Genomic DNA, 20627 nt, shown 5'->3' on the forward strand with positions numbered 1-20627 from the left:
ATCGTCAGCGCAGCGCGGTGCGTGCGCTTCCCCCGCGTCTCAGTCTGCGAACAGCAGGACGGGGGTTTCCAGGTACTTCTTCAGGCCCTGGACGAAGCTGGCCGCATCCCAGCCGTCGACGACGCGGTGATCGCAGCTGATCGACAGGTTCATCAGCTTGGCGCGGACGATCTCGTCACCCTTGAACACGGGGCGTTCGACGATCTTGTTGGGGCCGATGATCGCGACTTCGGGGCGGTTGATGACCGGGGTCGTCGCGATGCCGCCGAGCGGGCCGAGCGAGGTGACGGTGATCGTGCCGCCGCCCATCTCGCTGGGGGCGAGCTTGCCGGCGCGCGCGGCTTCGGCGAGGCGCGTGATCTCGGTCGCGAGCTGCCAGACGTTGCGGTCCTGCGCGTCGCGGATCACGGGGACCGTGAGCCCTGCGTCGGTCTGCGCGGCCATGCCGAGGTGGATGCTGCCGTGGCGAGTCACCACGCCCGCCTCGTCGTCATAGCGCGCGTTGAGCATCGGGAAGTCGGGGATCGTCTTGCAGATCGCGACGATCATCAGCGGCAGCATCGTGAGCTTGGGGCGGCCGCCGCGGTTGGCGTTGAGGTCGGCGCGCATCGCTTCCAAGGCGGTGACGTCGATCTCGTCGACATAGGTGAAGTGCGGGATCGCGCGCTTCGACGCGGCCATGTTCTCGGCGATGCGGCGACGCATGCCGATGACCTTGATCGGCTGGTCTTCGCGGGCGCGCGATGCGCGTGGTGGGTGATAGCCCTCGCCCGATCCGTAGCGGAGGTAGGCGTCGAGATCGGCGTGGCGGACGCGGTCGGCGTCGGTCTTCACCGAGGCGAGATCGATGCCGAGATCACGCGCGCGGGCGCGGACCGCGGGGGATGCGAGCGCGTGGGTTTTCAGGTCCTCCCCGGCACGGGGAGGGGGGCCATCCGCAGGATGGTGGAGGGGGGCTTCCACGAGGGGGGCTTCCACGAGGGGGGCTTTCACGAGCGGGGCGGCCTTCGCCGGCGCGGGCGTTTGGGGCACGCCCCCTCCACCACCAGCTCCGCTGGCGGTCCCCCTCCCCATTTCGGGGAGGATTTCTTCGACGCCGGGATTCTCGGCTTCGTACTGCTCTGCGGTTTCGGCCTGCGCCGACGTCAAGGGCGCGGCGACCACTTCGTCCCCGGTTTCCACCGCATCGGTCTCGATCACGACCAGCGCAGCGCCGATCGACACCTGGTCGCCGACCTCGCCCGCGAGTTCGACGACGACGCCGGTCACGGGCGACTCCATCTCGACGGTGGCCTTGTCGGTCATCATGTCGGCGATCGGCGAATCTTCCTCGACGCGGTCGCCGATGGCGACGTGCCAGGCGACGATCTCGGCCTCGGAGATGCCTTCGCCGATGTCGGGCAGCTTGAAGGTGAAGCGGGCCATTATGCGTCCTTCATGATCTTCTTGAGGGCTTCGCCGATGCGGACCGGCCCCGGGAAATAGGCCCATTCGAGGCTGTGCGGGTACGGCGTGTCGAACCCGGTCACGCGCTCGATCGGCGCCTCGAGATGGTAGAAACAGCGTTCCTGGACGATCGCCGACAGCTCCGCGCCGAACCCGCTGGTGCGTGTCGCCTCGTGGACGATCATGCAGCGCCCGGTCTTCTTCACCGACGCCTCGATCGTCTCGATATCGAGCGGCACGAGCGTGCGCAGATCGACGATCTCGGCGTCGATGCCGGCTTCGGCGACGACCGCGGTGCAGACGTGCACCATCGTGCCATAAGCGAGGATCGTCAGCGCCTGCCCCTCGCGGACGATCTTCGCCTTGCCGAGCTCGATCTTGTAGTATCCGGTCGGCACTTCGCCGGCCGGATGCTTCGACCAGTTCTGCGACGGGCGATCCCAATAGCCGTCGAACGGACCGTTATAGATGCGCTTGGGCTCGAAGAAGAGCGTCGGGTCGTTGTCCTCGATCGCGGCGATCAGCAGGCCCTTGGCGTCGTAGGGCGTCGACGGAATCACCGTCTTGATCCCCGACATGTGCGTGAACAGACCTTCGGGCGACTGGCTGTGCGTCTGCCCGCCGAAGATGCCGCCGCCGAAGGGGGAGCGCACCGTGATCGGCGAGGTGAACTCGCCCGCCGAGCGATAGCGCAGCCGTGCCGCCTCGGACACGAGCTGGTCGAGCGCGGGGTAGATGTAATCGGCGAACTGGATCTCGGGGACCGGGCGCAGGCCGTAGGCGCCCATGCCGACCGCGACGCCGATGATCCCGCATTCGGTGATCGGCGTATCGAACACGCGCGTCTTGCCGTGCTTGACCTGAAGCCCCGCGGTCGCGCGGAACACGCCGCCGAAATAGCCGACATCCTCGCCCATCACGATCACGTCGGGATCGCGCTCCATCATGATGTCCATGGCGGAGTTGATCGCCTGGATCATGTTCATGCGAGTGGTTTCGCCGCCGGTATCCGACGCGTCCGAGACGGGTGTTTCGATCATGTCGCTCATGCCTTGCGATCCCAGGGGCGGCCCGATGCGGATTCCTCATCAAGCATCTGCTGACGCTGCTCCTTCAGATGCCAGGGCAGTTCCTCGAACACGCCGTCGAACAGCGATTCGAGCGGCTGGTGCAGGCCATGGCCGAGGATGCCGTTCTTCTCGGCCTCCTTCTGCGCGGCCTTGACCTGCTCGGCGAGCTCCTTGTCCTGCGCGGCGTGGCGTTCATCGTCCCATTCGCCGATCGCGATCAGGTGATCCTTGAGACGCTTGATCGGATCGCCGAGCGGCCAGGCATTGGGCTCGCCTTCGCTGCGATACTGGCCCGGATCGTCGGAGGTCGAATGGCCTTCCGCGCGGTAGGTGAAATGCTCGATCAGCGTCGGGCCCTGGTTGGTCCGCGCGCGCTCGGCGGCCCATTGCGTCGCGGCGTACACCGCGAGCGCGTCGTTCCCATCGACCCGAAGCCCGGCGATGCCGTAGCCGACCGCGCGCGCCGCAAAGGTCGTCGCCTCGGCGCCCGCGAACCCGGAGAAGCTGGAGATCGCCCACTGGTTGTTGACGACGTTGAAGATCACCGGCGCGCGGTAGACCGCGGCAAAGGTGCACGCCGAGTGGAAATCGCCCTCGGCGGTCGAGCCTTCGCCGCACCAGGTCGCGGCGATCCGCGTGTCGCCCTTGGCCGCCGATGCCATCGCCCAGCCCACGGCTTGCGGATATTGCGTCGTGAGGTTGCCCGAGATCGAGAAGAAGCCGGCTTCCTTGACCGAATACATGATCGGCAGCTGCTTGCCGCCCAGCCTGTCCGCGGTGTTCGAATAGATCTGGTTCATCATGTCGACGAGGCTCCAGCCCCGTGCGATCAACAGCCCCTGCTGGCGGTACGAGGGGAAGCACATGTCCTCGTAATCGAGCGCATAGGCCGCCGCGACCGCGACCGCCTCCTCGCCCAGCGCCTTCATGTAGAAGCTGGTCTTGCCCTGGCGCTGCGCGCGGAACATGCGTTCGTCGAACGCGCGGAGCAGCGCCATGCTGCGCAGCATCCGGCGCAGCACGTCGGGCGATAGCTTGGGATCCCAGGGGCCGACCGCATTGCCGTCGTCGTCGAGGACGCGGACCAGCGTGTAGGCGAGATCGGTGAAGTCGGACGCCTTGTCCGCGGTGTCGGGGCGGCGTGCTTCGCCCGCGGGCGGCACGTCGACTTCGGCGAAGTCCACCGCGTCGCCGGGGCGGAACTTGGGCTCCGGGATATGCAGCGTGAGCGGCTGCAAATTGGCGCGCGGATGCTCGCTTGCCATCGTCATTCCATCTCCATGAGGCCGCTGTGACCGCGGAACACTCTTACCGAGGCTTGTTATTAAATTTCAACGCAGATTGCGAGGGGGAGTTGCGCATTCACGATGTGCCGCGCGGATTTTTTCTCCCCCGCGCTGGAGTCAGCCGCCGACGGTCTGCTCGATCACGCCGAAGATCGGGTGGCGTTTGTCGTCTTCCGCCCAAATGCGGACGACGTCGCCCTTTTTGAGGAACGGCGTGACCGGCTTGCCGCCGGTGATCGTCTCGATCGTACGGACTTCTGCGAGGCAGGAATAGCCGACGCCGCCCTCCGCGATCGACTTGCCGGGGCCGCCATCGGGCCCCCGGTTCGACACGGTCCCCGACCCGACGATCGTCCCCGCCCCGAGCTTGCGCGTCTTGGCGGCGTGCGCGACCAACGTGCCGAAATCGAACGTCATGTCCTCGCCGGCCTCGGCGCGACCGAGCGGGACGCCATTGAGATCGACCATCAGTTTCCGGTGCAGCTTGCCGCCCTGCCACCAGTCGCCAAGCGAATCGGGCGTGACGAAGACGGGCGAGAACGCGCTGGCAGGCTTGGACTGGAAGAAGCCGAAGCCCTTGCCGAGTTCGCCCGGAATCAGGTTGCGCAACGAGACGTCGTTGGTGAGGCCGACGAGCAGGATCGCGGCCAGTGCCTCGTCACGCGACGCGCCCATCGGCACGTCGCCGGTGACGACGACGACCTCGCCTTCCATGTCGCAACCCCACGCTTCGTCGCCGAGCGGGATCGGATCGCGTGGTCCCAGGAACCCGTCGGAACCGCCCTGATACATCAACGGATCGTGCCAGAAACTGTCGGGCATCTCCGCCGCACGCGCCTGTCGCACCAGCGCGACGTGGTTCACGTACGCCGACCCGTCGGCCCATTGATAGGCACGCGGCAACGGCGACTCGGCATCATGCTCGTGGAAGCGCCGCATCGGAATCATCTCGTGCTCGAGATCGGTCGACAGGTTCTTGAGATCGACCGACACCCGGTCCCAGTCGTCGAGCGCGGCCTGCAACGTCGGCGCGATATGGCGCGCGTCGGCGTACCAGGCGAGATCGTTCGAGACGACGACGAGCGTGCCGTCTCGTCCTCGGGTGGCGTCGGGATTCTTCAGGCTGGCCAGTTTCATGGAGCGGATCCTCTTCGTGTTTTCCGACTCCTACGCCTTTGCCCCGGCGCAAGTCGAGCGCGCACATCGCCCGCGCGCCCGGTTGTTCCGGAACGCCCCCGGACCTGATTTTTGTGAGAGCGGCACGTTCCGCTTGGCAGTATGCTCGATATGCCCCGCATCGAGGATATCCAGCATGCCCAGATACTTCTTCGATATCGACAACCGAGAGCACTATGTCGACGAGGAGGGGACCGAGCTTGCCGGGACCGACGACGCGCGCGTCCAAGCGGTGATCTTCGCGGGCGATTACCTGCGCGAAAACCCCGGACTCGTCCGCGATGGCGGCCGTCTCGATATCGCCGTCCGCGACCATCTGGGGACAATTCTGCTCAATGTCGCGGTAACGACCAGCGTTCCCGCCGATCGCACGCCCTGACGCGCGGGCAACAAAGCGTGCAACATGCGCGAGCGGTTGCGCATAATCCGCGTAAATAACATAGGTTTTGTCGGCGCGCTCAATCCTGGGATAAGGCCGAGTCCTCCTTAAAGCGCTACCGTGCGCTCGGTGACAGCGAGGGGATGCTCCTGCCCGGGATGCGGAGCGTGCACGTGGATATCTCCACCGTGAGTGATCAGTTGATTCGAAAGTTCGCATCGCGCGTGGCGATGAGTGCGGACGATCGCGCCTGTGTCTCAGCGCTGCCGTTCAAGCTCCGGACGATCGACCCATCGACCTATATGCTGCGCGAAGGCCAGCATCCGACACGATGCGCGTTCATTCTCGAAGGCCTGGCCTATCGCCAGAAGCTGACGCCGAACGGCGAACGCGAGATCGTGTCGATCGTGATGCCGGGCGAGTTCGTCGATCTGCAGAACCTGTTCCTCGAGGAATCGGATCACGACATCCAGGCGCTGACGAGGCTTACATTCGCTGAAATTCCGATCAGCGCGCTGCACGGGCTGATCGCAAACTGCCCGGTCGCGGGGCATGCGCTGTGGATCGATGCACTGATCGAGTCGTCGATTCACCGCGAGTGGCTGTTGAACATCGGGCGACGCAATGCGCGATCGCGGCTCGCGCATCTGCTGTGCGAGTTTTCGGTGCGGTTCCGGACATCGGCAGACGCGGACATGGCGTATGAATTGCCGATGACGCAGGAACAGCTCGGCGATGCGCTCGGGTTGACTCCGGTCCACGTCAATCGCGTGCTGAAGTCGCTGGAGGCGGCCGGGTTCATCGCGCGGGAAAAGCGCCTGGTCAGTGTGATCGACTGGCCCGGCCTGCGCGATGCCGCCGAGTTCAACGAACGCTATCTCCACCTCAAACAGACGCGGCTCTGAGGCCGACCACCGCCGCGCAGGTTGACTTTTCGCGCCCGATACGCCAGATGGCCGCTATCGAGGCGTAATGCAGCGTGATTGGACCTTTACGGTCTTAGCTCCGCCTCGGTCGTTTCCAACGGGCTTCCCTTTTCACGCGGGGTGTCAAAACACCACCGCCACTCGTGCGTCCGCTTCGTGGATTCGCGAGCCCGGCATCTATTGAGAGACCATTCATGTCATTTGCAAACCTCGGCCTTGCCGAGCCGCTCGTCCGTGCGCTCGAAGCCAAGGGCTATACCGAGCCGACGCCGATCCAGGCGCAGTCGATCCCGATCCTGCTCGAGGGCGGCGATCTGCTCGGCATCGCGCAGACCGGCACCGGCAAGACCGCCGCGTTCGTGCTCCCCTCGATCCAGCGGCTGACCGAAAACCAGAAGCGCGTCCTGCCGACGCATTGCCGCATGCTGGTGCTCGCGCCGACGCGCGAACTCGCCAGCCAGATCGCCGACAGCGCGCGCGCTTACGGCCAGTTCAGCAAGATGTCGGTGACCACCGTGTTCGGCGGCACCAGCATCAACAAGAACCGCCAGGATCTCAGCCGCGGCGTCGACATCCTCGTCGCCACGCCGGGCCGCCTGATCGACCTGATCGAGCAGGGCTTCTGCAACCTGTCGATGATCGAGATCCTCGTGCTCGACGAAGCCGACCAGATGATGGACTTGGGCTTCATCCACGCGCTGAAGAAGATCGTCCGCATGCTGCCGAAGAAGCGCCAGACGCTGTTCTTCTCGGCGACGATGCCGGTCGCGATCCGCGATCTCGCCTCGCAGTTCCTGCTCGACCCGAAGACCGTGTCGGTGAAGCCCGCCGCGACGACCGCCGAGCGCGTCGACCAGTATGTCACCTTCTGCAACCAGTCGGAAAAGCAGGCGCTGCTGACGATCACGCTGGGTGATCCGGCGATCGACCGTGCGCTCGTGTTCACGCGCACCAAGCATGGCGCCGACCGCGTCGTGAAGCTGCTCGCGGGCAACGGCATCGCCTCGAACGCGATCCACGGCAACAAGAGCCAGGGCCAGCGCGAGCGGGCGCTCGGCGAGTTCAAGCAGGGCAAGGTCAAGGTCCTGATCGCGACCGACATCGCCGCACGCGGCATCGACGTCTCGGGCGTCAGCCATGTCATCAACTTCGAGCTGCCCAACGTCGCCGAGCAATATGTCCACCGCATCGGCCGCACCGCGCGTGCGGGCGCCAGCGGCATCGCCGTCGCGTTCTGCGCGGATGACGAGAAGGCGTATCTGCGCGACATCGAGCGGATCACGCGTCAGAAGGTGACGGTCCGCGCGCTGCCGGACGATTTCGTCAACCTGTCGAACCAGATCAAGCAGACGCGCGTGAAGACGATGGGGGCGGACCCCGAGGTCCGGATCGACCGTCCGCGCGATCCGGCGCGTCCGCGTGCGACTCATGCGCCGCGCGCAACCGGCGGCAGCACCGGGCGCAACTATGCGGGTGCCAGCCGTGGCGGCCAGGGCGGCGGCGGCGGCGGTCGTCCGCAGGGCGGTGGTCGTCCGGGTGGTCAGGGTGGCGGTGGTCGTCCGGCTGGCGGCGGCGGCCGTGGTGCGGGTCGCGGCGCGGGTCCGAGCTCCGCGCGCTAAGCATTCGATCGCCTCGCGGGTTTGGTGTAAGACCGGCCCGCGAGGAGAATGCTCATGGACGTTTCCACTACCCCGGTCGCCGAGCGCATCGCGCGCGTGCTGGCCGGCCAGCGGATCAGCGCGAATGCGGGCGGCGATGCCGAATCCGCGTCGCAGCTGATCGATTCGGCCTGGGCGGACTATCTTCCCGACGCGCTCGCGGTGCTGCGCACGCTGCGCGAACCCGACCGGGCGATGGCCGCGGCGGGTGACCCGGCGGTGTGGGAGGCGATGATCCTTGCGGGGATCAAGGGCGCCAGGCCTCGGACAGTCATCCTTTAAATCTTGTTTCCCCGCGAAGGCGGGGACCCAGTCTGGGCACCTGCCTTCGCGGGTGAACAATCCGGCATATGCACCACCCCGGCGAAGGCCGGGGCCCAATTGGCACACGCTTTTGACTGAGTGCGCGTCCGGTTATGCCGGTCCCCCAATTGGGCCCCGGCCTTCGCCGGGGTGGTGCTTTATTGTGGGATAACCGCAGGGATCAGCGGATCGTCGTCAACCACTCCGCCTCTGCCGCGCGATCGGTGCGCAGGGCATTGGCGGGAGCCGACTTGTCCTCGTAGCCGATCGCCATGCCGCAGAAGAGCATGCGGTCTTCGGGGATATTGAGGAACGCGCCGAGCGTGTCCGGGTACATCGCCCAGCATTCCTGCGCGCAGGTGGCGAGGCCGGCGTCGACCGCGAGCAGCATCAGGTTTTGCAGGTACATGCCGAGATCGGACCATTGCGGTGGGCCCATCCGCCGGTCGACGGTGCAGAAATAGGCCGCGGGCGCGCAGAAGAAGGCGAAGTTGCGCGCGAACCAGTCTCGGCGCGCGGACTTGTCTTCGCGCGGGATGCCGAGCTGCGCGTACATCGCTTCGCCGACCGCGAAGCGGCGGTCGCGGTAGGGGGCGGTCAGGTCTTTCGGGTAGATGTCGTAGGCGGGGGTTTCGGTGACGCCGGTGGCGAGCTTTTCGGCCATGATCGCCGCGAGGCGGGTCATTGCGTCGCCCTGGACGATTGCGATGTGCCAGGGCTGGAGGTTGCCGCCGGTCGCGGCGCGGGACGCCTTTACCGCGAATTCGTGGAGGAGGGTCGGGTCGACGGGGGTGTCGAGAAAGCCTCGGACGGAGCGGCGCGCGGCGATGGCTTCGGACACGTCCATTTTGGTCTCCCTGATGACATCCCCGCACCCGTTCGCCCTGAGCGGAGTCGAAGGGCCTTTGACCCATGTGCTTCGACTTCGCTCAGCACGAACGGAAGGTATCCAGATTACAGCACGAAGCGGCTTAGGTCGGTGTTGCGCGCGATCTCCTTCAGCTGGCTGTCGACATAGGCGCCGTCGATGACCAGATTCGAGCCGCCGCGATCCTCGGCGTTGTAACTCACTTCCTCCAGCAGCTTTTCCATTACCGTCTGCAGGCGACGCGCGCCGATATTCTCGATCTCCGCATTCACCTCGGCGGCGATGCGTGCGATCGCGGCGATGCCGTCTTCGGTGAACTCGATGCCGACGCCCTCGGTAGCGATCAGCGCCTTGTACTGGAGCGGTAGCGACGCCTTGGTGTCAGACAGGATCGCAACGAAATCGGCCTCGGTGAGGCCCTTCAATTCGACGCGGATCGGCAGGCGGCCCTGCAATTCGGGGAGCAGGTCGCTCGGTTTCGCGACGTGGAACGCGCCACTCGCGATGAAGAGGATGTGGTCGGTCTTCATCGGCCCGTATTTGGTGGCGACGGTCGTGCCCTCGATCAACGGCAGCAGGTCGCGCTGGACGCCCTCGCGGCTAATCGAACCGCCCCGGCCATCGGCGACCGCAATCTTGTCGATCTCGTCGAGGAAGACGATGCCGTTGGCCTCCGCATCGGCGAGCGCCGCGCGGCTGACCTCGTCCTGGTCGAGCCGCTTGTCGGCCTCTTCCTCGACGAGCTTGTCCCACGCCGCGTGGACGGTGAGCTTGCGGCGCTTCAACTGCTGACCGCCGCCGAACGACTTCATCATCTCGCCGAGGTTGATCATCTGCGGTGCGCCGCCGGGGATCTCGAACGGCGTGGTCGGCGCCTGCTCGACCTCGATCTCGACCTCGGCACTGTTCAGATGGCCGTCGAGAAAGCGCTGCTTGAAGCTTTCGCGCGTCGCGGTGCTCGAATCCTTGCCGACCAGCGCGTCGAGCAGGCGACCCATCGCCGCCTCCTCGGCCTTGTCCTTGACCGCGACGCGGCGGCGTTCCTTTTCGAGGCGGATGGCTTCCTCGACGAGGTCGCGCGCGATCTGCTCGACGTCGCGGCCGACATAGCCGACCTCGGTGAACTTGGTCGCCTCGACCTTAACGAACGGTGCGTCGGCGAGTTTGGCGAGGCGGCGGCTGATCTCGGTCTTGCCGCAGCCGGTCGGTCCGATCATCAGGATGTTCTTGGGCGTGACCTCGTCGCGCAGGTCCTCGCTAAGTTGCTGGCGGCGCCAGCGGTTGCGCATCGCGACGGCGACCGCGCGCTTGGCGGCGGCTTGGCCGATGATGTGGGCGTCGAGCGCGGCGACGATTGCCTTGGGGGTGAGCTGGTCGTTCATTTTTTTACCTTCTCCCCTCCCGCTCGGGAGGGGTCGGGGGAGGGCGTGGCCGCAACGGAAGGCGTCGGTGGGGTGTATGTCGGCCCCTCCCCTGACCCCTCCCGCAAGCGGGAGGGGAATTACGAGGTCGAGTCCATCGTTTCCACCGTGAGGCGGTCGTTGGTGTAGACGCAGAGTTCGGACGCGATGTGCATCGCCTTGCGGCACAGGACTTCCGCGTCGGTCTCGTACTCGACCAGCGCGCGGGCGGCGGCGAGCGCGTAGTTGCCGCCCGAGCCGATCGCGGCGACGCCGTTTTCGGGTTCGAGCACGTCGCCATTGCCCGTCAGGATCAGCGTCACGTCCTTGTCGGCGACGATCATCATCGCCTCGAGGTTGCGCAGGAACTTGTCGGTGCGCCAGTCCTTGGCGAGCTCGACCGCGGCGCGCAGGAGCTGGCCCTGATGCGCCTCCAGCTTGCGTTCGAGGCGTTCGAACAACGTGAAGGCGTCCGCGGTCGCGCCGGCGAACCCGCCGATGACCGAGCCGTCGCCGAGCCGGCGGACTTTGCGCGCATTGGGTTTCATGACGGTCTGGCCCATCGAGACCTGGCCATCGCCGATCACGACGACCTTGCCGCCGCGGCGGACCGAGAGGATGGTGGTGCCGTGCCAGGTCGGCATGGCGTGGGGGTCGTTGCTCATGCCAGCGATGTAGGGTGCGGTTTCGGGGGTGCAACGCCCCGGCCCGTCTCTTCCCCCGCCTCATCCTTCGTCATTCCCGCGCAGGCGGGGATCCAGACTGGCGACCATGTCGCGTCGCCGCCGAGGTCAGCCAGTATGGGTTCCCGCCTGCGCGGGAATTACGCGGGGCGGGAGGCGGGGTTAGCGCCCCTTCCCCCATTCGCGCGCCAGCGTGTAGCCGAGATAGCCCGTGCCGAAGAGCGCGTAGAGCGGTTCGGGGATCGCGTTGAGATAGGCCGCCATGCCCGCGGCGATCGCCTGCGCGGTCTGCGGGCGGACCGCGGCGATCAGGCCGGCCGGGATCGCGCCGAGCAGCAGCGTGTACATCACGTAGAGAAAGGTCGGGCGGGCGCGGGTGATCCAGGGATCTTGTGCTGGATCAAGGGGTTGCGGGGTCATCGGGCGTCTCCGGCAAAAGTGAAGTTCACAAAGTTCACACGCTGCGCGCGTCTCCGCCCAGGTCAAATACGGTTGGCGAGCCAGCCATAGAGGAAGGCCTCGTTGGCGGGACGCGTCTCGGCGAGCGCGACATAGCGTTCGCCCTGCAGCGCCTCGATCGCCTTCAGCAGCACGGTTTCGCCGCCGGGTTTGCGACGCGCGAGGAACGCGTCGAGCGCGGTGCGTGTCTCTGGGCCGATGCGACCGTCGAGGATCATGTCGGGATAGTCGGTGGCGCCGCGGTTGAGCGCGTTGAGCGCGCGCTGGAGGAAGGTGGCGGCGACCGCCGGCCCCATATTGACGCCGGTATCGAAGAGTTCCTCGGCTATCCTGGGCGCGCGCGCGGCGATCTGGTCGAAGCCGGGGCGGGTCCAGTAGAGACGTCGATAGATCGCTTCGGCTTGCGCGCGGGAAAAGGCGCGCATGGCTCCGACATAGCCGTTGGCGCGGGCGACGACCTGCGTGATGCCGTAGCAGGTGGGGCCGCCGCGGTCTGCGGCGTGGTTGGCGTAGCCGCCTTCGCGGTCGATGACGGCGTCGATGAGGAAGTCGATTGTCATGAGCATGATCCCGCGCTGTTGAGCGCACACAGAGAACCATATAGGTTCGTTGTAGGACAGGGATTTTCCGACCCGCCTTCTCGCGCGCGGGCAAGAGCGATGCCACGCAAGGGATCGGGGCTAGCGCTCGGTCGCCGAATACGCGATGTCGCACGGACGGACCGCACGGGAGGGCGAACGCAATGACACTACGCGAGAAGATCGGTTGGGGCGCGCTTGCCTTGCTCGGCGCCTGCGCGTTGGCCGTGGTCGCATTCCAGCGTGGCGAGCCTGTCAACGCGTTGTGGATCGTCACCGCCGCGGTCTCGGTGCAGCTGATCGCATACCGTTTCTACGCGCGCTATATCGCGCGGCACGTCATGCAGCTCGATCCGTCGCGCAAGACCCCGGCGCTTCGCCGTGCCGACGGGCTCGACTATGTCGCGACCGACCGCAACGTCCTGTTCGGCCACCATTTCGCCGCCATCGCCGGCGCAGGGCCGCTGGTTGGACCGGTGCTTGCCGCGCAGATGGGCTATCTCCCGGGGACGCTCTGGATCCTCGCCGGCGTCGTGCTGGCGGGTGCGGTGCAGGATTTCATGATCCTGTTCATCTCGATGCGCCGCGACGGGCGATCGCTCGGTGAGCTGATCCGCATGGAGATGGGCGCGATCCCCGGCGTGATCGCGCTGGTCGGCGCGTTCGCGATCATGGTCATCATCCTCGCCGTGCTCGCGCTGATCGTGGTGCGCGCGCTCGCGGGCAGCCCATGGGGGCTGTTCACGGTGGCCGCGACGATCCCGCTGGCGTTCCTGATGGGGATCTACACGCGGTGGATCCGGCCGGGTAAGGTCGGCGAGGTCTCCGTGCTGGGCGTCATCGGGCTGCTCGCCGCGATCGTCTATGGCGGCACCGTCGCCGCCTCGCCGACGCTCGCGCCGCTGTTCACGTTGACCCCGGTGCAGCTGTGCGTGCTGATGGTCGGCTATGGTGCGGTCGCCTCCGTCCTGCCGGTGTGGTTGCTGCTGGCGCCGCGCGACTATCTGTCGACCTTCCTCAAGATCGGCGCGATCGTCGCGCTGGCGATCGGCATCGCGGTCGTCGCCCCACCGCTGCGGATGCCGGCGCTCACCCCGTTCATCGACGGCAGCGGCCCGGTCTGGTCGGGCGGGCTGTTCCCGTTCCTGTTCATCACGATCGCGTGCGGCGCCGTCTCGGGCTTCCACGCGCTGATCGCCAGCGGCACCACGCCGAAACTGATCGCCAGCGAAGGCGACGCGCAGTTCATCGGTTATGGCGCGATGCTGATGGAGAGCTTCGTCGCGATCATGGCGCTGGTCGGCGCGTCGATCCTCGATCCCGGTGTCTATTTCGCGATGAACAGCCCGGCAGCCGTGGTCGGCCCCGACTTCGCCTCGGCGGCGAGCGCGGTGACCGCGATGGGCTTCCCGATCACGCCCGAGCTGCTCGCGCAGACCGCCAAGGACGTCGGTGAAACGACGATCGTCTCGCGGACGGGCGGCGCACCGACGCTCGCGGTGGCGATGTCGGAGATCTTCAGCCACCTGGTCGGCGGGCAGGCGATGAAGGCGTTCTGGTATCACTTCGCGATCCTGTTCGAGGCGCTGTTCATCCTGACCGCGGTCGATGCCGGCACGCGCGCGGGGCGATTCATGCTGCAGGACCTGATCGGCCTTGCGGTGCCATCGTTCCGCAATGCATCGGCGATCGTGCCGGGGCTGATCGCGACCGCGCTGTGCGTCACCGCCTGGGGTTTCTTCCTGTACCAGGGCGTCACCGATCCGCTCGGCGGGGTGAACACGCTGTGGCCGCTGTTCGGGATCTCGAACCAGATGCTCGCCGCGGTCGCGCTGGTGCTCGCCACCGTCGTGCTGTTCCGGATGAAGCGCCAGCGTTACGCGTGGGTGACGATTCTGCCCGCCGCGTGGCTGTGCCTGTGCACGATCACTGCCGGGCTGATGAAGCTGTTCGCGAGCGATCCGAAGGTCGGCTTCCTCGCGCATGCGGCCAAGTTCTCCGACGCGGCGGCGCGCGGCGAGCTGCTCGCGCCCGCCAAGACGATGGCGGAGATGCAGCGGATCATCTTCAACGACCGGATCGACGCGGGGCTGTGCGCGCTGTTCCTGGCGGTGGTGCTGTCGATCGTGGTCTTCGGGATCCGCACCTGCCTCGCGGCGCTGAAGATCGACCGGCCGACGGTGACCGAAGTGCCGCCACAGCTGGTGGCCGCGAAATGATCCGCGCCTTCTATGCCAAGGCGCGTGAGACTGCGCTGCTGATGGTCGGCGTGCCGTCTTATGCCGCCTACCGCCAGCACATGGCGGAGCGGCACCCCGATCACCCGCCGATGGACGAACGTACGTTCTTCCGCGATCGGCAGGAGGCGCGGTACGGGAGCAAGGGCGGGGGGCGGTGCTGTTGACCAGGTCGGGCACCAATGTCGCCCGGCTGCGGGCGGCGACGGCGAGCGATCACGATGCGGTCGATGCGGGGTTCGGGCGGTACGACCTGACCGATCCGCGCGAGTATCGCGCGTTCCTGATCGCGCATGCCAGGGCGCTGCCGGCGGTCGAGGCGTGGCTGCGGCGCATTTCGGGCCTGCCCGCGTTTCGGGATCGGGCGGACCTGCTCGCGGCCGATCTGACGGCGCTCGGCGAGGCGATGCCCGCGCCGATGACGTTCGATCCCCTGCGCAGCGCCGCCGCTGGATGGGGCGCGATGTATGTGGTCGAGGGCTCGCGGCTGGGCGGCATCATGCTGTCGCGCACCGTCCCGGCGGGGATGCCATCGGCCTATCTCGGTGCAAAGCACCTGCCCGGCGAGTGGCGCGAATTGCTCGCGGCCATCGATGCGCAATCTGCCGACGACGCGTGGATCGCGGCAGCGATCGCCGGGGCGAAGGCGGCGTTCGATCTCTACGGACGCGCGCCTTCGGCTTGAGCTCAGCGCAGGAGCTTGGGCGCTTCCTTGCCGATATACTCCTGGATCTTGCTGGCGAAGAGCCCGAGGATCCCGGGCAGGTCGACCACCGCATGGACGTTGGTTTCATAGACCGTGACCGCGCTGGCGATCGTCTGGCCCATCGCCTTGGCGGTGAAATGCAGCGTGTCGCCCTCCCAGCGGTGATCGGTCACCGAGCCGCCGGGGATGCTCGCGCTGATCTTGTCGATTCCGCCATCGAGCCGGGCGCGGACTGCGGCCTTGCCGAGCGTGTGGGGGATGTCGACGGTGACGGGCGTGGCCATAATTCTGATCCTTAACTGGCGAAGAGCATGTCGTCGTGGGCGAACGCCTTGAACTCGAGCGCGTTGCCCGAGGGGTCGCAAAAGAACATCGTCGCCTGCTCGCCGGGCTGGCCCTTGAAGCGGATATAGGGCGCGATCCCGAACGCGACGCCGGCGGCGGTGACGCGTTCGGACAACGCGGTCCAGTCGTCCATCGTCAGGACGACGCCGAAATGCGGAACGGGGACGGCATGGCCATCGACCGCGTTGGCGACCGCGACGGGCTTGGCGGCAGGATCGAGATGCGCGACGATCTGGTGGCCGAACAGGTCGAAGTCGATCCAGTGGTCGCTCGAGCGCCCTTCCGGACAGCCGAGCGTGCGGCCGTAGAAGGTGCGGGCCGCGTCGAGGTCGTGGACCGGGAAGGCGAGGTGGAAGGGGCGCAGGGTCATGAGGGCGACGATAGGTCGGGAACGCGGGTTCGTCACGCTTTTGCGGTAATGCGCCTTTCGCGGGGAGGCAGGCTTTAGGCGGATAACCGCGTCCCCTTCATACCACCCCGGCGGAGGCCGGGGCCCAATTGGGGAGCGGCGCAAACTCCGGGCTGCGCTTCGTTACTGCGACCTCTCCGATTGGGCCCCGGCCTCCGCCGGGGTGGTGCAAGGTGGCGGGCGATCGTCCGATCCCGGCTAAGATATTGCCCGCTCCCCCCCGCCACGTCATAGCGCCCGCGTGACCCGTTTTTCCGCCCCCGCCTACCCAGCCCTCGCCTGCCTCATCCTCGGCGCGCTCGCCGCGACGGGGTTCGCTCCGCTCGACCTCTGGCCGCTGACGCTGGTCGCGTTCGCGCTGTGGATGACGCTCGTCCACCGCGCGCCGACGTTGCGGGGCGCGCTCTGGCGTGGCTGGCTGTTCGGGCTCGGGCATTTCACCGTGAACAACAACTGGTTCCAGCACGCGTTCGACTTTCAGGACGCGATGCCGCCGGTGCTCGGCTATTTCGCCGCGGTCGGGCTCGCGCTGTACCTTGCGGTGTTCCCGATGCTGGCGGGCGCGCTGGCATGGCGGATCGCGCGGCGACCCGGCACGCCGGACGCGACCTATGTGCTGGTCTTCGCCGCCGCGTGGATCGCCACCGAATGGCTGCGCGCGACGCTGTTCACCGGCTATGCCTGGGATCCCTTGAGCATCGTCTGGCTGCCCGTGATCGGCGTCGCGCGGCTGTCGGCGTGGATCGGCACCTATGCGCTGTCGGGCGTGACCGTGATGGCGGCGGGGGCGCTGGCGTTGCTCGCGCTGCGCCGCTGGATGCTGCCCGCGATCGTCCTCCCTGCGCTGGGCCTCGCCGCGTTGTCCGCGCTGTGGACCGATGCGCCGCCGCCGGCCCCCGGCACGCCGCTGGTGCGCGTGGTCCAGCCCGACATCGGCCAGGAAGACCGCAGCGAAACCGACGGCGAACGCGTCCTCTCCGCGCTCGAAAAGCTTTCCGGCGCCGATGATCGCGGGGTCGACGCGCCGCCGCGCCTCGTCGTCTGGCCCGAGGGGGTGGTGCGCGACTATGTCGAGGACGGATATCCGTTCTATGCCTATGGCTGGTCGAGCCCGCTCTACCTGCGCCGCCGCATGGCGCGGCTGCTGGGGCCGCAGGACATATTGCTGATCGGCGGCACCGCGCTGGAATTCAACGCCAAGGATCAGATATCCGGTGCCGCTAATTCGGTGTTCGCGCTCGACGCGCAGGCGCGGTTGCGCGGGCGGTACGACAAGGCGCATCTCGTGCCGTATGGCGAATACCTCCCGATGCCGTGGCTGCTGAAGCCACTCGGGCTCGCGCGGCTCGTCCCCGGCGACATCGACTTCACCTCGGGCAAGGGCCCGGCGAACCTGACGCTGCCCGGCTTCGGCGCGATCGGGATGCAGATCTGCTACGAGATCATCTTCTCGGGCGAGGTCGTCGACCGCGCGCACCGCCCGCGCATCCTGTTCAACCCGTCCAACGACGCCTGGTTCGGCAAATGGGGCCCGCCACAGCACCTCGCCCAGGCAAGGATGCGCGCGATCGAGGAAGGGCTGCCGATCCTGCGCGCCACGCCGACGGGCATTTCGGCGATCATCGCCGCCGATGGCCACCTTGTCGCAACCATCCCGCACGAGACTGCGGGCGCGATCGAGCAGCCGATGCCGTCCGCGCTCCCCCCGACGCTGTTCTCGCGCGTGGGGAATGCGATGGCGGCGATCGTTGCCGCGATCATGCTCGCAACCGGAGTTGCCCTGCGCCGCCGCCAGCGCTAGAAGGACATATAAAGCTTTCCTTATATGTCGCTCCCCGGCCCTCTACCGGCGAGCCTTTGCGAAGAGGTTTCATGCGCAAGTCCTTTCTCTTCACCTCCGAGTCGGTCTCCGAAGGCCATCCCGACAAGGTCGCCGACCAGATCAGCGACACGATCGTCGACCTGTTCCTCGCCAAGGATCCGCAGGCACGCATCGCCTGCGAGACGCTGACGACCACGCAGCTCGTCGTCCTCGCCGGCGAGATCCGCGGCAAGGGCATCTACGAGAACGACCAGTGGGCCGATGGCGTGCTGGAAGAGATCGAGGCGGCGGTCCGCAACACCGTCAAGGAAATCGGCTACGCACAGACCGGCTTCCACTGGGAGACGTTCCGCTTCGAGAACAACCTCCACGGCCAGTCCGCGCACATCGCGATGGGCGTCGACGAGAGCGGCAACAAGGACGAGGGTGCCGGCGATCAGGGCATCATGTTCGGTTACGCCACCGACGAGACCCCGGGCCTGATGCCCGCGACGCTGTATTACAGCCACAAGATCCTCGCCAGGATGGCTGAAGACCGCCATTCGGGCGCCGCGCCGTTCCTCGAGCCCGACGCCAAGAGCCAGGTGACGCTGTCGTACGAGAACGAAGTGCCGGTCGGCGCGACCGCGCTCGTCGTCTCGACGCAGCATGCGCCGGGCTATTGCGAGAAGGGCGACAACGCCGATCCGGCCAAGTACGCGGTGCTGCGTGACTATGTCATGGGCGTGTTCAAGGACGTGCTGCCCGACGGCTTCATCACCGATGCGACCGCGATCTACATCAACCCGACCGGCCAGTTCGAGATCGGTGGCCCCGATGGCGACGCAGGCGTCACCGGTCGCAAGATCATCGTCGACACGTACGGCGGCGCAGCCCCCCACGGCGGCGGCGCGTTCTCGGGCAAGGATCCGACGAAGGTCGATCGCTCGGCCGCCTATGTCGCACGCTATCTGGCGAAGAACGTCGTCGCTGCCGGGCTCGCCCGTCGCTGCACGATCCAGCTGAGCTACGCGATCGGCATCGCCGAGCCGCTGTCGGTCTATGTCGACACGCATGGCACCGGTACCGTGGAAGAATCCAAGCTCGAGGCGGTCCTGCCGAAACTCGTTCGCCTGACGCCGAAGGGCATCCGCGAGCACCTCAAGCTCAACGCCCCGATCTACAAGAAGACCGCGGCCTATGGCCATTTCGGTCGCGATCCCGAGGGTGACACGTTCACCTGGGAAAAGACCGACCTGGTCGACGCGCTGAAGGCCGCCGTCGCCTGATCGCCGTCATCCTCCTCCGCAAGGGGGAGGATCGCAGACGTAAGGAGCCTCGTCCGAACCATCGGGCGAGGCTTTTTCGTGCACCATAGCGATCACCAGCAGCCTCGCTTGACGGGCTCCACGCGGTCTTTGACGCGCCTCCTGTCCGTCAGCCGGTCTTGAGGACGCTGCCGACCTGATGCTCGACGACCGGCGCGACCCGGTCGAACACCGCGCTGACGAGCGCCTCCGCAATCCAGCCGACGGCCGCGCCGACGACGAGATCGGACAGATAATGCTTGCCGTTGATCGGTTGGGCGGCGGCGACCATCCCGGTGATGACGGCGGCCGGGGCCCCTGCCCCGCCGATGTCACGCGAGACTGCGCGCGCGACCGCGACCGCGCCGGCGGTATGGCCCGACGGGAACGAGGTCTGTGCGTGATCGTGGCTGTCGCCGGGCTCGAACTTCGCTTCGCCGTCCTCGATCGCCTTTTCGGGGCGCGTGCGGTCGACCGAGCGCTTGATCGCGGATTTGACGAAGGTCGCCGCGCCGTGCGCCGCAAGCATCCTCAGGCCGCCGCGGATCATGTCGGGCCGGCGTGCGATCATGCCGATGACCGCGGTGCCGATCGATGTCGCGACGAGTTGCGGCTGATCGCCGATCTCGGCGAGGAATCCGACCGCCTTGACGGCCGGTCGGTCGCGCTGTTCGGCGGCCTTCAGCGTCACATCGCGATCCGCCGCCACGACCGTCTTGGTGGCGCGTTCGATCTCACCCATCAGCTCTCGTCCTGCCCGTTCATCTCACCACGCACCTGCGCATGCGCCAACAACGCGAACAACCCCGCACCGCCCAACAGGTTGCCCAGCACCGCAGGCAGGATCAGTTCGCCGAGCGTCTGCACGACACCGGTCTTGCCGGCGAACAGCAGCAGCCACGCCTCCGCAGATCCGACGATCGAATGACTGAACCCGCTAATCGCAACGACATAGGTGACCGCCAGGATGACGAGGAACGATTGTTCCCGCGCATTGGGCAGCGACCAGGCAAGAATCGCGATCATGAACCCGGCGGGGATCGCGTTGACGAACGTCGCGCCGGCCGACAATTCGGTGATCCCGACCGAGACCGCGAGCATCGCGGTCCTCAGTTCGCTGTCGCCGAGCAGGCCCGCCGCGATCATCGCGGCCGCCAGCGCGGTGCCGAGCAGGTTGGCGCCGAGCACGATCGTCCAGAGCCGCAGCGTGCGCCGCATCGCCCAGCGCGACGGCCGCGTGACCAGCGGCAGCATCGCGGTGATCGTGCTCTCGGTGAATAGCTGCATCCGCCCCAGGATCACGACGAGAAATCCGATCGGATAGCCGAACGACACGACGAGCGACCGCCACGCCGTGTCGGGCAGCGCGGCGTGGAGCGCGCCCTCGGCAATCAGCGAGCTCGCGATCGCCATGCCCGCCGCGAGGCCGGAGAAGAACAGCGACGAGAAGGGCCGGTCGAGCTCGTCCTGCCCTTCCTCGCGGACCGCGCGGTGCAGATCCTGCGCATCGGCGGCCTTGAGGTCGTCGATATCATCCTGCGGCGGGGTGGAGTCGGGTTTGGCCATTACGCCAGTGTAACGGCTTGCCGG

The 20627-nt window shown here is 67.0% G+C and carries 21 protein-coding genes and 1 pseudogene; 9 read left to right on the plus strand and 13 right to left on the minus strand.

Going from position 1 to position 20627, the window contains the following annotated elements; genetic code table 11:
- Positions 1 to 39 precede the first annotated feature (39 nt).
- The 4 genes from ASF00_RS02050 to ASF00_RS02065 all read right to left on the minus strand — a co-directional run bounded on the left by ASF00_RS02050 (position 40) and on the right by ASF00_RS02065 (position 4939).
- Complete coding sequence (locus ASF00_RS02050) at positions 40 to 1425, minus strand: dihydrolipoamide acetyltransferase family protein (protein WP_055873431.1); 1386 nt, start codon at positions 1423 to 1425, stop codon at positions 40 to 42.
- Positions 1425 to 2432, minus strand: coding sequence for an alpha-ketoacid dehydrogenase subunit beta (locus ASF00_RS02055; RefSeq protein ID WP_055875235.1), 1008 nt, complete (start codon positions 2430 to 2432; stop codon positions 1425 to 1427). The genes ASF00_RS02050 and ASF00_RS02055 overlap by 1 nt, the downstream gene beginning before the upstream one ends.
- 59 nt (positions 2433 to 2491) lie before the next feature.
- Positions 2492 to 3781, minus strand: a complete 1290-nt coding sequence (locus tag ASF00_RS02060) for a thiamine pyrophosphate-dependent enzyme (RefSeq protein WP_055875238.1) — start codon at positions 3779 to 3781, stop codon at positions 2492 to 2494.
- Positions 3782 to 3919: 138 nt separating this feature from the next.
- A complete protein-coding gene (locus ASF00_RS02065; RefSeq protein ID WP_055873434.1) occupies positions 3920 to 4939 on the minus strand; it encodes a fumarylacetoacetate hydrolase family protein in 1020 nt (339 codons plus the stop codon).
- 175 nt (positions 4940 to 5114) lie between these two features.
- On the opposite strand from ASF00_RS02065, the gene ASF00_RS02070 reads away from it, so the two are divergent.
- The 4 genes from ASF00_RS02070 (at position 5115) to ASF00_RS02085 (ending at position 8223) form a co-directional block, all read left to right on the plus strand.
- The gene (locus ASF00_RS02070) at positions 5115 to 5357 is read left to right on the plus strand and encodes a DUF6894 family protein (RefSeq protein ID WP_055873435.1); all 243 of its coding nucleotides are present in this window, start codon (positions 5115 to 5117) and stop codon (positions 5355 to 5357) included.
- Positions 5358 to 5545: 188 nt separating this feature from the next.
- Positions 5546 to 6262, plus strand: a complete 717-nt coding sequence (locus ASF00_RS02075; protein WP_235525554.1) for a Crp/Fnr family transcriptional regulator — start codon at positions 5546 to 5548, stop codon at positions 6260 to 6262.
- Positions 6263 to 6477: 215 nt separating this feature from the next.
- Entirely contained in the window at positions 6478 to 7902 is a 1425-nt protein-coding gene (locus tag ASF00_RS02080; protein ID WP_055873441.1) for a DEAD/DEAH box helicase, read from the plus strand.
- A 54-nt stretch (positions 7903 to 7956) separates the two neighbouring features.
- Positions 7957 to 8223, plus strand: coding sequence for a hypothetical protein (locus tag ASF00_RS02085; protein ID WP_055873443.1), 267 nt, complete (start codon positions 7957 to 7959; stop codon positions 8221 to 8223).
- A gap of 202 nt (positions 8224 to 8425) precedes the next feature.
- On the opposite strand, the gene ASF00_RS02090 is transcribed toward ASF00_RS02085, so the two are convergent.
- The 5 genes and pseudogenes from ASF00_RS02090 to ASF00_RS02110 form a co-directional block, all read right to left on the minus strand.
- Positions 8426 to 9091, minus strand: coding sequence for a nitroreductase (locus ASF00_RS02090; protein ID WP_055873446.1), 666 nt, complete (start codon positions 9089 to 9091; stop codon positions 8426 to 8428).
- A 107-nt stretch (positions 9092 to 9198) separates the two neighbouring features.
- Entirely contained in the window at positions 9199 to 10494 is a 1296-nt protein-coding gene (gene hslU / locus ASF00_RS02095; RefSeq protein ID WP_055873449.1) for an ATP-dependent protease ATPase subunit HslU, read from the minus strand.
- Between the two features lie 119 nt (positions 10495 to 10613).
- Positions 10614 to 11156 carry an ATP-dependent protease subunit HslV gene (gene hslV, locus ASF00_RS02100; RefSeq protein WP_055875241.1) on the minus strand — a complete coding sequence of 181 codons (543 nt, stop codon included), beginning with the start codon at positions 11154 to 11156 and terminating at the stop codon, positions 10614 to 10616.
- A gap of 201 nt (positions 11157 to 11357) precedes the next feature.
- Positions 11358 to 11585, minus strand: a pseudogene (locus ASF00_RS02105) (3TM-type holin); the annotation flags it as partial.
- Between the two features lie 92 nt (positions 11586 to 11677).
- A complete protein-coding gene (locus ASF00_RS02110) occupies positions 11678 to 12214 on the minus strand; it encodes a glycoside hydrolase family 108 protein (protein WP_055875244.1) in 537 nt (178 codons plus the stop codon).
- Between the two features lie 182 nt (positions 12215 to 12396).
- On the opposite strand from ASF00_RS02110, the gene ASF00_RS02115 reads away from it, so the two are divergent.
- From ASF00_RS02115 to ASF00_RS02125, 3 genes are read left to right on the plus strand one after another with little or no spacing between them, the layout of a single operon-like run.
- Positions 12397 to 14451: a carbon starvation CstA family protein gene (locus tag ASF00_RS02115; RefSeq protein WP_055873454.1), complete on the plus strand. Its 2055-nt coding sequence runs from the start codon at positions 12397 to 12399 to the stop codon at positions 14449 to 14451.
- Positions 14448 to 14636 carry a YbdD/YjiX family protein gene (locus ASF00_RS02120; RefSeq protein WP_055873457.1) on the plus strand — a complete coding sequence of 63 codons (189 nt, stop codon included), beginning with the start codon at positions 14448 to 14450 and terminating at the stop codon, positions 14634 to 14636. The genes ASF00_RS02115 and ASF00_RS02120 overlap by 4 nt, the downstream gene beginning before the upstream one ends.
- Positions 14627 to 15154 (plus strand): biliverdin-producing heme oxygenase, encoded by a 528-nt coding sequence (locus ASF00_RS02125; protein WP_235525557.1) that lies wholly within the window; start codon positions 14627 to 14629, stop codon positions 15152 to 15154. The genes ASF00_RS02120 and ASF00_RS02125 overlap by 10 nt, the downstream gene beginning before the upstream one ends.
- A gap of 2 nt (positions 15155 to 15156) precedes the next feature.
- On the opposite strand, the gene ASF00_RS02130 is transcribed toward ASF00_RS02125, so the two are convergent.
- The gene (locus ASF00_RS02130; protein WP_055873460.1) at positions 15157 to 15459 is read right to left on the minus strand and encodes a polyhydroxyalkanoic acid system family protein; all 303 of its coding nucleotides are present in this window, start codon (positions 15457 to 15459) and stop codon (positions 15157 to 15159) included.
- A gap of 11 nt (positions 15460 to 15470) precedes the next feature.
- The gene (locus ASF00_RS02135; RefSeq protein ID WP_055873463.1) at positions 15471 to 15890 is read right to left on the minus strand and encodes a VOC family protein; all 420 of its coding nucleotides are present in this window, start codon (positions 15888 to 15890) and stop codon (positions 15471 to 15473) included.
- Positions 15891 to 16170: 280 nt separating this feature from the next.
- Between ASF00_RS02135 and lnt the strand changes: the two genes are divergently transcribed.
- Complete coding sequence (gene lnt, locus ASF00_RS02140) at positions 16171 to 17730, plus strand: apolipoprotein N-acyltransferase (protein WP_055873466.1); 1560 nt, start codon at positions 16171 to 16173, stop codon at positions 17728 to 17730.
- Between the two features lie 71 nt (positions 17731 to 17801).
- Positions 17802 to 19019 carry a methionine adenosyltransferase gene (metK, locus tag ASF00_RS02145; protein WP_055873469.1) on the plus strand — a complete coding sequence of 406 codons (1218 nt, stop codon included), beginning with the start codon at positions 17802 to 17804 and terminating at the stop codon, positions 19017 to 19019.
- A gap of 148 nt (positions 19020 to 19167) precedes the next feature.
- On the opposite strand, the gene ASF00_RS02150 is transcribed toward metK, so the two are convergent.
- On the minus strand, positions 19168 to 19779 hold the full coding sequence (locus tag ASF00_RS02150; protein WP_055873472.1) for a phosphatase PAP2 family protein: 612 nt from the start codon (positions 19777 to 19779) through the stop codon (positions 19168 to 19170).
- On the minus strand, positions 19779 to 20603 hold the full coding sequence (locus tag ASF00_RS02155) for a formate/nitrite transporter family protein (protein ID WP_055873475.1): 825 nt from the start codon (positions 20601 to 20603) through the stop codon (positions 19779 to 19781). Before ASF00_RS02155 ends, ASF00_RS02150 begins: the two co-directional genes overlap by 1 nt.
- Positions 20604 to 20627 lie beyond the last annotated feature (24 nt).

This window comes from Sphingomonas sp. Leaf34 (genome assembly GCF_001421805.1).
Classification (GTDB): domain Bacteria; phylum Pseudomonadota; class Alphaproteobacteria; order Sphingomonadales; family Sphingomonadaceae; genus Sphingomonas.